This is a genomic window from Chryseobacterium echinoideorum, assembly GCF_007474535.1.
In the GTDB taxonomy this organism is placed as follows: domain Bacteria; phylum Bacteroidota; class Bacteroidia; order Flavobacteriales; family Weeksellaceae; genus Chryseobacterium; species Chryseobacterium echinoideorum.
The window spans coordinates 82,979-95,136 of sequence record NZ_VKNW01000005.1; the positions used below are offsets into that span (position 1 = coordinate 82,979).

Consider the following 12,158-nt stretch of genomic DNA (forward strand, 5'->3'; position numbering starts at 1 on the left):
CAAATACAATAAATTTAGATATAATTTTAACCTCTGTCAATTTCGGTATTTCTTAAAAAAACACGACATTTGTACACTCAAAATTCAGGGATATGCCGCGTTATAAAAAGTAATGCATGTATTACCTGAAGATTAAATTTTTAAAATTCTACCAATGAAAATATCAGGAAACTGGCTGAAAGACTACATCAAGACAGATTTAAAAACCGAAAAAATCGGAGAATTTCTTACAGATATTGGTCTTGAAGTAGAAGGAATTGAAGCATTTGAAAGTGTAAAAGGAAGTCTTGAAGGCATTGTTGTAGGAAAAGTTTTAACCTGTGAAAAACATCCAAATGCAGATAAGCTGAATAAAACTACGGTGGATGTTGGAAACGGAAAAATCCTGAATATTGTTTGCGGAGCTCCCAATGTTGCTGCCGGACAAACGGTTCCTGTTGCAATAGTAGGAACTAAAATATACGGTAAAGACGGAAACTTTTTTGAAATTAAAGAAGCCAAAATCAGAGGTGAAGTTTCTCAGGGAATGATCTGTGCAGAAGATGAATTGGGATTGAGCGATGATCATGGCGGAATTATGGTTCTGGACGAGAATCAATATGAAATCGGGAAAAATTTTGCCGATTATTTTGAACTGACGAATGACGAAGTTTTCGAAATTGGTTTAACGCCCAACAGGACAGATGCCATGTCGCATTACGGCGTAGCAAGAGATCTTCATGCTTATCTTTCTACCAATCAGCAAAAATCTGAATTTGAAAAAATTTCAAGTGTTGCTTTGAATAATGAAGGTTCGCACAGTTTCAAGCTTGAGGTAGAAGACAGTGAGCTTACCCAAAGATACATCGGAGCCGTTATCAGTAATGTAAAAGTTACAGATTCTCCGGACTGGCTGAAAAACAGACTGAAAGCGATCGGGTTAGCCTCTATCAACAATATTGTAGATATTACCAATTATATTCTTCACGGTTACGGACAACCGCTTCACGCCTTTGATGCAGATAAAATTGCAGATCAAAAAGTAAAAGTAGGAACTGTAGCAGAAGGAACAAAATTCACTACTTTAGATGGTATTGAAAGAACTTTAAATGGTTCCGAAATCATCATTAAAGACGGTAAAGATAACCCAATGTGCATTGCCGGAGTTTTCGGAGGACTTCACTCGGGAGTTTCTTCAGAAACAAAAACCGTTTTTCTGGAAAGCGCCTATTTTAATCCGGTTGCGGTAAGAAAAGCAGCAAAATTTCATGGTTTAAATACTGATGCTTCTTTCAGATTTGAAAGAGGTGTAGACCCAAACATCACAAGAACTGCCATTACTCATGCCATTAAAATGATCGAAGATCTTGCAGAAGGTAAACTGACAGGAGAATTGCTTGAAGAATATCCTAAGAAAATTGAAGATCAGTACATTATTTTAAGATTCTCAAAAATTGAACAGATTTTAGGAACAAAAATTCACAGGGAGAAGGTAAAGGAAATTCTGAAAGCTCTTGAAATTCAGGTATTGAATGAAATTCAAAATGGTTTTGAGATTTCAGTGCCTGCTTACAGAGCAGATGTAACAAGAGAAATAGATGTGATTGAGGAAATTCTAAGAATCTACGGCTACAACAAGATTGATGCGCCTCAAAAGATATCTTTCACTCCGGTAAAACTCAGTGCAAATGATCAGGACGAACTGGAAAATTCCTGGGCTAGAACATTGCAAAGCTTAGGCTTCAATGAAGTGATGAATAATTCTCTTACTTCCGTAAAAGATGAAACCGATGCCGTAAAACTTCTGAATCCTTTAAGCGGAGATTTAGCTTTCATGAGAAAATCTTTACTGGAAGGTCTTTTGCAGAATGCAGTGTATAACATCAACAGAAAAAATCAGAACATCAAGTTTTTTGAGTTCGGAAAAATTTATCACAAAAAGGAAAAATACGAAGAAAGAAAGCAGCTTGCTATCTTGGTTTCCGGAAGAAATGTTGCCGAAAACTGGCTTCAGCCAAAATCTGCTACCGATTTTTACAATCTGAAATCTTTTGTAAAAGTTCTTTTGGAAAGACTTGCAGTCAATTATCAGGAAGTTGCTTTTGCTGACGACAGGTTTTCTGATGCCATTGCTTATGAAGCTGAAGGCAAAACTCTGGTAAGAATAGGAAAAGTAGCACCGCAGTTGATGAAAGATGCAGATATTGAACAGGACTGTTTCTATGCAGAAATAGAATTGGAGCTGGCTCAAAAGCTGCGCACTGCCAATCAACTCAAGTTTAATGATATTCCAAAATTCAACAAAATCAGAAGAGATCTGGCATTATTGATTGACAAAAACACCACTTATCAGGAATTGTATCAGTCTGCCAGGAAAAACAAATCTCCTTTCATCAAAAACATCAATCTTTTTGATGTATATGAAGGGAAAAACCTTCCGGAAGGTAAGAAATCTTATGCAATGAGTTTTGAACTTTTAAACGAAGAAAAAACTTTGGAGGAAAAAGAAATCACTCAGGTGATGGATTCTCTCATTAAAACATTCCAAAAAGAATTCAATGCAGAACTAAGATAAAACAACAGAAATTCATCATATAAAACGGGCTTTTGTCCGTTTTTTTTCTTTAAAAAAGAAGGTAATTTTGATTTTTTAACAGGAATAAATATTGCTATATTTGTTTATTTATGAAAAACGAACAGTTATTTCCGCTTATTCAGAAAGCAATAAATAAAGACCAGAAGGCACAGACACAGCTTATTAATATATTCTGGGTGGATGTTTTTTCTTTTGTGATGAAAAAAGTACAGGATAAAAATGATGCTGATGAAATCACTGTGAATGTTTTTTCAAAAGTCTTATCCAAACTGGATATGTATGACCCCAACTTTCAGTTTAAAACATGGATTTTAACCATCGCACAAAATACCATTATTGATTTCTGGAGAAGAAAATCAAGAGAAAATCAGGATCCTACAGAAAATCTTGAAGAGGTAAAGAATCAGTTTGCAAAATCTCCTGAAGAGCTGATGATTTCAGAAGAAGAACAAAAGAAGATCATCAAAACAATAGAATCTCTGGACGCTAATTATCAGGACATCATCCAGCTGAGATTTTTCGAGGAAAAAAGCATTAAAGAAATTGCTGAAGAACTCGGCATTTCGGTTGCCAATACGAAAGTCCGCGTAATGCGCGCCAAAAAAGTGCTTGCAGAGCTTCTGAAAAATAACGGATTGGGAGATCACAATTAATCAACCAAATCTAAAAGCGTTTTTTTCTCTAAAATTGCAAGCGAAGCATCTCTCACTTCAATTAAAACATCATGAAGACCGCAATGATCTTCGGTACAGTTTTCACACTTTTCGTAAAAATTGAGACTTACACAAGGCAGTAAAGCAATAGGACCGTTTACCAATCTGATGATTCTTGCCAGATTGACTTTCTCAGGACTTTCTTTGAAGAAATATCCCCCGCCTTTTCCTTTTTTGCTTTCCAGAATATCTGCTTTTTTCAACTGAAGAAGAATATTTTCTAAAAACTTGAGCGGAATTTTTTTGGAATCAGCGATTTCAGAAATAAGAATAGGACCTTCATTTCTCTTTTCTACAAGATATGAAAGGGCTTTGAATGCATATTGTGATTTTTTTGACAGCATTACCGCAAAAATAATAAAAAGTTGCGATATACGACGAAGTATTGGTTGGATGATGGATAATGGTTGGATCCCAATGTTTCAAACCAAAAACTTATCTTTGCATCATGTTTAGCAAGCAGGAAGCCCAACAATTAAAAAAAGAATTCTGGATCGCCTTTGGAAAATCATTTCCGAGAAAATGGATTTTATATGATACGAAAATAAAAGATTTTTCGTTCAAATTTTATGCAGATAAAAAGAAAGCTGAAGTTTCTATAGATATTGAAATGAAGGATGAAATTTTCCGGAATGCGTATTATGAAAAGATTTGGTCTCTGGAAGATATTCTGAAAGATTTTGTAGGCGAATTCTCAAAAGACGAATATTACACGCTTGAAAACGGAAAACTAATCAGCAGAATCTGGGTTGAAAAGCATCATGTTTCTGTTTTTAATAAAAATACATGGCAGGAAATTTTTGAATTTTTTGTTGAAAAAATGGACGGCTTTGAAAGGTTTTACTATGAGTATGAAGACTTTATAAAAGATGTGTAAAACTAAAAAAGCTGGTAAAATATTATCAAAATTAAATTATAATTAAAAAAAAGACATCCGCAGAAGCAGATGTCTTTTCTAATATTTGGAGAAAAAATTTATTTTTTATCGGCTTTCACATCAATATTGATCTCAATATCTTTGCTGATCATCCATTCTGCAGGATCCGTTTCATCCGTTCCGAATTTGATTCCCCAATCTGCACGGTTTACGGTAAACATTGCCTTGATAGCGGCAGAGTTTTCCATTACTTCTACTTTTGCAGGGAAAGTTACATTCATTGTTTTACCTAAAAGAGTAAGATTTCCACTGATCGTTTTATTAGCTCCTTCAATAGCATTGGTTGCACCTGCAGCTAATTCTTCAACTTTGGTAATTTTAAAATCTGCGGTAGGAAATTTTTCTACATCAAAGAAATCTGCATTTTTAAGATGACCTTCAAGATCCGTATATTTTTTATCTTTTTCCGTTACAGAAGCAGGATCTACTTTTAGAGATTTCATGTCGATAACGAATTCTCCTGAAGCCAGATTATTTTCAGCAACAGTAAGCTCACCCGTGCTTACATTAAGAGTTCCCCAACGAGGAGCAAAACCTCCTTTATGGAAAGCTTTCCAGTTTACTTTTGAAGCTGCTGTATCTACTGCGAATACCTCACCGTTTTTTTCAGCAACGCTTTGTTCTTGTGAAGTTGCTGCGTTATCAGCTTTTTTATCACCACAAGATGCCAAAAGCAACCCTAATCCAGCCAAAGCAATTACACCAAATTTTTTCATTTCTTTAAGTTTTAATTATTGAATATATTATTTTTATTATTTGATTTTGCAAACCTCGGAAAAATTATGATTGAAATCATTAACATAGGATAAGAAAACAAAAATATTTTTCTTACAAGTTGGGAATTTATTTATATTTGATTGATAAATAAGAAATTGCGCCTATAGTTTGGATTGACGCAATGCGTGAATTTATAAGTTAGTGGCAAGCTAAATGAACGAAATGAGAAAAATATTATTTATAGTCATTTTATTGATTTTATCTACTAAAATCTATTCTCAGCCGGGATGTGTACCCGAAAAGAGTGTTGCTGAAAAACTTGTTAAGTTATCAGATTCAATTAATAAATTTCCAGACAACTATAATCTAAGATGGGAAAGAATTGAAACAATTCAAACTCGCACTTGTGACAAGATGATTTTCACAAAGCCCAAACAAGAAAATCTTATAGAATATCCAGATGGTTCATCTACCGCATATTACAGGATTGACTTGATAAATGAATTAAGTTTACTTATTGATAAAAATGTAAAAATTGATAGTCGATTTGATTATTTAAGGTATGATAGATATAATTTTCATTATTTAAGAGGAGAGATTTACTTATCAAATAATGATACAATTAATGCTTTAGCTGATTTTCATAAAGTTCTTGAAACCCCATATCAACCACTTAAAGTTAGAGTAGCTAAAAGCTTGTCAGATTATTACCTTAGCTTAAACAGATCGAATTCAGTAAATTATAATCAATATACCAAAAAAGCTTTAGGCTATTTAGATTTGGTTTCTCCCGTGGAGTTTTCGAAATCATTAACAGGAAACGAAATAGAACCATTTATTTACGAAAAAAAAGAACTTTTAGAAAGATTACAAGAAGACAAAAGACTTGAAAAATATCTTTTGAACTTAATTAATTATACCTTTCTTGCCATACCAACTTATGATGAATTTCAAATAAATAGCTATATCGAAGGGTTTATAGAGAATGTTTATAATTTATCAAAATTTTATTATGAAAAAAATGATTATTCAAGGGCAAAAGAATTGATTGATTTATTATTAAAACATCAGCCAAACAATCAGCATTTTTACATTTACAATTATTCTTATAAATGGGCACCAATGTTGGATTTAATGAATAAAATTTACCAAACCAAAGAATATAACAACAACAATTTAGAACTTGATTTTCTATTGAGAAGATTATATGCAGACCCATTATTTAATATAAGTTTGGATACAGAATATTTGAAAAACATATTAAATAAATACCCTAATGACGCGCGAGTTTATATAAGTTGGACGTACTTTAAGATAATGGATGAATATTTGAGAGGAAGAAATCAAATACAAAAGGATTATCCATTTAGTTTAACAGATTTATTCAATAAGATTGAAAAATTAAACTTTAAGGGGTTTGAATTACCTTATTTAAAAGCCGTTTATTACTTAAAAACAAACAAACCTGACTTGGCATTATCTGAAATTAATCAAGCCTTGAAATTATATGATGGGGCTAAATTGATAAGACTAAAAGCAGATATTTTAAGAAAACAACTAAATCCAGATTATAAAGAAATTGAAAAATTAACAGAAAAAATCAGAAGAAATTACTTTAAATATGAGAACTTATCAGAATTATTAAACCAAGTAAACAAGATAGCCAGCCACTAACAAGGTATTGCCAAAAGCGGGGCTGAACGGCTTCGGTCGTACATTTGTGCAAGGTTCAACTTTCGTTCTTCGATGAACTTTTGTACTAAAAATACCCGCCTTCGCCAAGCCCCGAACCGTTATCTCATACACTGAAACCAAAAATAGTTTCACCAAACAAATGAAAAAAAGAAAGAAAAAACTGATCATAACTTTCATTTCGCTGACTATTATTGCAGGAGGTTTATATTATTTACATTACAACTTTTATAAAATTCCGAAAACAAGAATTGGTCTGAACGAAAACTACGCTGAAATGCCACAAGATAGTTTCCATCATTACATCAATTTACCGATAGACCACTATCAATTATCCAAAGGAAATTTTAGAAGTTTCTATCAGTTCAGTCCGAACTTTTATAAAACTAAAAACATTACCTTTTTGCTGACAGACGGGCAAATGGAATTGGTAAGTCCGAAAACGGATTTTCAGTTTTTTGAAAATGTATTGAGCGGACACTCTTATGTGTTGATGGCTGTTCGAGGGCATTCGCCTACGCTTTTTCCCGAAGTGTATAAAAACGGAACAGTAGATTATAAAACAGCTTTGCATCTATTCGATTCAGATCAGCAAGTTGAAGATATTGAACACGTACGATTGGATTTGATAAAAAAAGGAATCTTAAATATAGATGATAAAATCAATATTTTCGGAGCTTCTGGAGCAGGAATTTTGGCACAACAATACATTTCAAAATATGGAAAAAATGTAAATCGTGTGATTTTGGAATCTACAGGAGCACCCGATTTAGCCCAACAGTTCGGAATGAAATATTCTCCCGATTTTAAAAAATTCAATCCTGAAGGAGCAAAGATTGTAAACGAAATTTTAAACAAAAAAACTATTGACAAACAAAGTCTGGCTAATATTCTGTACCAAACGGGAAGAACCGAAAAAGAACCGAAAAAGGCTCAAATAAAAATTCTTGAAGATGTACAAAACGGAGGAAGTCTGTTTTGGTTTAAATTTAAGCCTATCCACAACCTTTCGCTACTCAATTATTTGATAAATCCACCTTCGGAAATTATGGCCAGAGTACGTTGGTTTGAGTTGGTGGGCTATGATTTGATACAGTATAATAGCGATAAAGAATACAATTTATTGTATGAAATTTCTTCAAAAGCAGTTTCCGACGTATTGGAATATCACAGGAAAAATAAAATTCCGGCAAAAGACTTTAACATCAACAGGAGCGAATTTTTGGGAGAAGTTTTGATCTTAAAAGGGACGGAGGATGTGGTTTTCTCTGACGAAATTAACCAAAAAATCCAGCAAGTATATCCCAACGCAAAATTGCTCTTTTTCAAAGACGGACATAGAATGCAAAATGATATTAAGAAATACATCAACATCAGAAATACTTTTTTGCAGAAAGGTTTTGAATCTGAAGAATTTATAAGACTTACGAATGAATAGCACATTACACCATACGATATTGCCGAAACGATATCTGAAGGAGTTTTACTAAAGTTTTTTGCAATATCTAAACTCTTTGGGTCTAGTGCTAAAATCTCCGCCTTCTGAAATACCCCAAAACCTTCACTACAATACTTTTCAGTTAGACAATAGAATAAGAAAAATATCTCAAGCAGAAAAAAGAAGTTTTGAAACATTTTTCAATATGATTAAAGCTGAAAATCATAAAAAAAAATCCACAAATAATTTTTAAAATTATCTCAATAAAGCAGAGTTTTCATTTATAATAAAACAAGCAAAATGATAAAATAAAAAAAATTTTACCTATCAATAATCATTTTATGATATTTTTTTTCACTTAATAATGAATTTATGTTGATTTAATAAAAATAGTAGCCGTTTATATTTATCAAAAAAATAAATATGACTCACTTAAAACCATGATCAACACAGTGAAAATCATTTGCTTATGACGTAAATCTGATTATATTTGCAGTGAACTCAAATGCAAAATGAAGAAAACGAATATCAACTTATTCCAAAATATAGATCCCAAAGTTTACATAAGCTTAGGTGTACTTTTATTCATCAGTTTAATTGTTTTTTCCTTTCAATATACGAGACACGTAGATTGTGAGAATGCTAAGTATATTATTCATTCGGATGAATTTATGATTAATCGTGTTGTGGAGTTTTATGACAACACAGAAGGTGCCAAATCATGGGAATGGGATTTCGGCGACAGTACTGCTGTAGATTCAAGACAAAGAACACTTCATAAATATAAAAAACCGGGAGATTATATTGTCAAATTAAAAATTAATGGAAATTGTGTACACGAAAAGTTAATTACCATTTCCAGCATCAGCCAGCAAACCGGTTATTTACCGATTATTAAAAGTCCAAATGTTGTGACTGTTGGAGAATTGATTTCATTTGATGCGGATAAAGAAGATGGTGAATCCTGGGAGTGGAGCTTTGGTGAAAACGGAGGAACTGATGCACTTGATAAAAACCCGTCTTACAAATTCAAATCGGTTGGTGAAAAGAAGATAACGCTCATTGTCAATGGTGATGTGGAACATACCGCTGTAAAAACAATTTATGTAGCACCGAAAACCATCAGAGCAAAACAGAAAATTGATATAAAATCCTACGAATTTGAAAAACCACACGTTGCTTTTTCGCTTCCTGTAGGAGCTGCCCAAAAAGACCCCTTGGTAGATATGTTGCAGTATATTCCCGTTTCTCCTAAATCTAAATTGAAAAAAGATTCTGTTAGTGTTGAAAAGAAAGCACCTGAAATTTCCAACGAACAGCTTCAGTTATTATTCAATCAGGTGGCAGCACAACTCAAAACAAAAGATGATTTTAAAGATTATCTCTGCGGAAAGTATGATATTCCGGTTGTTGTTAATGATAAGAAATTGATTCCTTTTGACCAGTTTTGCCAATCTATTACTGGGAAAAAAATAAAAATTACGGCTCTTAGAATTAACAAAGACCAAAAAAACTGTATTCAAAATCTTAATATCCAGTATAAAGTGAAGAAATATCTGATTTGGATGAAAGAGTAATAAGTAAAAACACAAAATAACCGCAAATGAATAACGAAGAAATTACATACAGTCAGGGAGTTACAAAAGCACTCAATATAGCACAGAAAATCGGTCGGGAAAATCTCAATGCCACTTTTACAGGCGCACATCTTATAAAAGCGATGCTCAACAGAGATTTGTCTTTATTAAAACATTTGGAAAATCTTGGCGTTGATGTTTTTTATTTGGAAGAATGGGCAGATGTCCGTATCGAAGAATTGCCAAAATCTCCCAATAAATATTCTTGTGAGCCAGATGAAGTTATTGATGAAATTTTTGCAGAAGCAGACCAGGTAAGAGAAATTTTAGACGAGCAGGAAATATCACTTTTCGCTGTAATGACGGCAATCAGCTCGCCTGGTGTGGCTTTTACTTTTGACCAGATGAAAACTTTTCCTGTAACAAGAAATGAGCTATTAAAAGATGTATCCTCTTTTGGAGAAGATAATATGATAGGGACAATAGAAACGACAAAAAAAGCAAGTAAAGGCTTTATCCAAAAATATTGCATCAATACGAAGGATAAAATCAAGAAAAAAAACAAGAAAGAACTTCTTGTCGGAAGAGATACGGAAATTAACAAAATCACCGAGATTCTCTGCAGATACAGCAAACAAAATGTGTTGATAATTGGCGACCACGGTGTTGGTAAAACGGCTCTTATTGAAGGTTTCGTGCAAAAAGTTGTATTGAAACAAATTCCTGATATTCTGAGTGGACTGGAAGTTTTTGAGCTTGATATGGGCGCTTTGATTGCCGGAGCTTCTTATAAAGGAGAAATTGAAGACCGCATTAAAAATATCGCCCAGGAATTGAAAGCGATTCCCAAGTCTGTTTTGATTATTGAAGAGATCCATTCTTTGTTTGGAAGTCACGGTTCGGATTCTGGGATTGTGAATCTTTTGAAAAGTGAACTTTCCAATGGTTTAACGTTGATTGCAACCTCTACCATAGAGGAATACACTAAAAAAATCGAAAAAGAACAAGGTCTTGCAGGTATGTTTGAACTTCTGAAACTGGAGGAAAGTACAGATGAAATTCATTTCAGGATGTTGAAGCAGACTTTGGAAGATTATAAGATTCATCATAAAATCAGTATCGATGACCAGACTATGAAAGAGGCGATTCGTCTTTCGCAAAGATATATGAAGGAAAAAAGTCTTCCAGCTTCTGCGATTGATTTGATTGACCACACAATGTCTGTTTTAAAAACCGCCGGCGAATCTTTTTTAAAGGAAAGAAATCATCTCGTAACAAGAATTATTCACCTTGAGGACAATACCAATAATTATATTGAAGACGAACGAAGAATGCACGCCGACTGGCTTCTGAAAGATTTGGTTGAAAAAACAAAATATCTCATCAGTACAGCCGATTCCAACGAAGAAGAAAACGAACTTCCTGAGTTTAAAGATACAGAAGAATTGTTGAGTTTTGCCAGAATTCTCATCGAGAAAACAGAAAAGATTGCGCAGGAAAAAAGAACGCATATTACCGATTTTGATTTGGCTTTAATTATTTCACAAAAGACGAATATCCCGATTGGCAAACTCAAAGAAGAAGAAAAGCAGAGACTCAACGAGATGGAAGGCGTTCTTGCGAAAAGAGTCGTCGGACAAGACCATGCGATTACAATTGTTTCAGAAGCTGTTTTAGAAACCCGTTCAGGGTTGAGTAAAGCCGGACAACCGATTGGTTCATTCTTTTTCTTAGGACCAACCGGAACCGGAAAGACGGAGCTTGCAAAATCTTTGGCAGAATTTCTTTTTCAGGATGAAAATGCGATTATCCGTTTTGATATGTCGGAGTTTAAGGAAGAACATTCCGCCGCATTGCTTTATGGTGCGCCTCCGGGATACGTCGGGTATGAAGAAGGTGGACTTTTGGTGAACAAAATCCGTCAAAAGCCCTACTCTATTGTTCTTTTTGATGAAATTGAGAAAGCACACACTTCCGTTTTTGATGTTTTTCTTCAGATTATGGACGAAGGAAAATTACACGACAGATTGGGAAAAGAAGGTGATTTTTCTAATGCCATCATTCTTTTTACCTCAAATATTGGTTCCGAATTTATTGTTGAATCTTTCGGAAAAGGAGAAATTCCGCAGTCGTCAAAATTATTGGAAATGATGAGCCGTTTTTTCCGTCCTGAATTTTTGGGAAGATTGACGGAGACAATTCCTTTTGCGCCAATCAGTAAAGATAATGCCCTGAAAATCTTCGAAATCCATTTAAAGAAAGAACTTTTAGACTTGGCGAAAGGACTTAATATCAATTTGAATATCACTCAGGAAGCAAAAGAATTTCTATCAATAGAAGGTTACGACATCAAATACGGAGCAAGACCATTGAAAGGTGTAATCCGAGGAAGATTGAGAAGACCTTTAGCCAAAAAGATCGTTGCAGGAGAGTTTAAAGATGGTGATGACATCGAGGTTTCCTTGAAAGAAAATGAATTGGTTTGGACGAAATGGTAAGAAAGTAAGGA

Annotated in this window: 9 protein-coding genes; 7 read left to right on the forward strand and 2 right to left on the reverse strand. The window is 33.8% G+C overall.

What is annotated here, in order from left to right:
- The first annotated feature begins 154 nt into the window (after positions 1–154).
- Entirely contained in the window at positions 155–2,554 is a 2,400-nt protein-coding gene (gene pheT, locus FOL89_RS07850) for a phenylalanine--tRNA ligase subunit beta (RefSeq protein ID WP_144282274.1), read from the forward strand.
- A 110-nt stretch (positions 2,555–2,664) separates the two neighbouring features.
- Positions 2,665–3,228 (forward strand): RNA polymerase sigma factor, encoded by a 564-nt coding sequence (locus FOL89_RS07855; RefSeq protein WP_144282275.1) that lies wholly within the window; start codon positions 2,665–2,667, stop codon positions 3,226–3,228.
- Here FOL89_RS07855 and FOL89_RS07860 read toward each other — a convergent pair.
- Positions 3,225–3,632 carry an RrF2 family transcriptional regulator gene (locus FOL89_RS07860; RefSeq protein WP_144282276.1) on the reverse strand — a complete coding sequence of 136 codons (408 nt, stop codon included), beginning with the start codon at positions 3,630–3,632 and terminating at the stop codon, positions 3,225–3,227. The two genes, FOL89_RS07855 and FOL89_RS07860, sit on opposite strands and share 4 nt — an antisense overlap.
- Before the next feature lie 104 nt (positions 3,633–3,736).
- On the opposite strand from FOL89_RS07860, the gene FOL89_RS07865 reads away from it, so the two are divergent.
- Positions 3,737–4,165, forward strand: coding sequence for a DUF4268 domain-containing protein (locus tag FOL89_RS07865; protein ID WP_144282277.1), 429 nt, complete (start codon positions 3,737–3,739; stop codon positions 4,163–4,165).
- 98 nt (positions 4,166–4,263) lie between these two features.
- Here the strand turns inward: FOL89_RS07865 and FOL89_RS07870 are convergent, their stop codons facing one another.
- Entirely contained in the window at positions 4,264–4,941 is a 678-nt protein-coding gene (locus FOL89_RS07870; RefSeq protein WP_144282278.1) for a YceI family protein, read from the reverse strand.
- 223 nt (positions 4,942–5,164) lie between these two features.
- Here FOL89_RS07870 and FOL89_RS07875 point away from each other — a divergent pair, with 223 nt between their 5' ends.
- The 4 genes from FOL89_RS07875 (at position 5,165) to FOL89_RS07890 (ending at position 12,147) form a co-directional block, all read left to right on the forward strand.
- Complete coding sequence (locus FOL89_RS07875) at positions 5,165–6,616, forward strand: tetratricopeptide repeat protein (RefSeq protein ID WP_144282279.1); 1,452 nt, start codon at positions 5,165–5,167, stop codon at positions 6,614–6,616.
- Positions 6,617–6,776: 160 nt separating this feature from the next.
- Positions 6,777–8,072 carry a hypothetical protein gene (locus FOL89_RS07880; RefSeq protein ID WP_144282280.1) on the forward strand — a complete coding sequence of 432 codons (1,296 nt, stop codon included), beginning with the start codon at positions 6,777–6,779 and terminating at the stop codon, positions 8,070–8,072.
- Positions 8,073–8,584: 512 nt separating this feature from the next.
- Positions 8,585–9,649: a PKD domain-containing protein gene (locus tag FOL89_RS07885; protein WP_144282281.1), complete on the forward strand. Its 1,065-nt coding sequence runs from the start codon at positions 8,585–8,587 to the stop codon at positions 9,647–9,649.
- Between the two features lie 26 nt (positions 9,650–9,675).
- On the forward strand, positions 9,676–12,147 hold the full coding sequence (locus FOL89_RS07890; RefSeq protein WP_144282282.1) for an AAA family ATPase: 2,472 nt from the start codon (positions 9,676–9,678) through the stop codon (positions 12,145–12,147).
- Positions 12,148–12,158 lie beyond the last annotated feature (11 nt).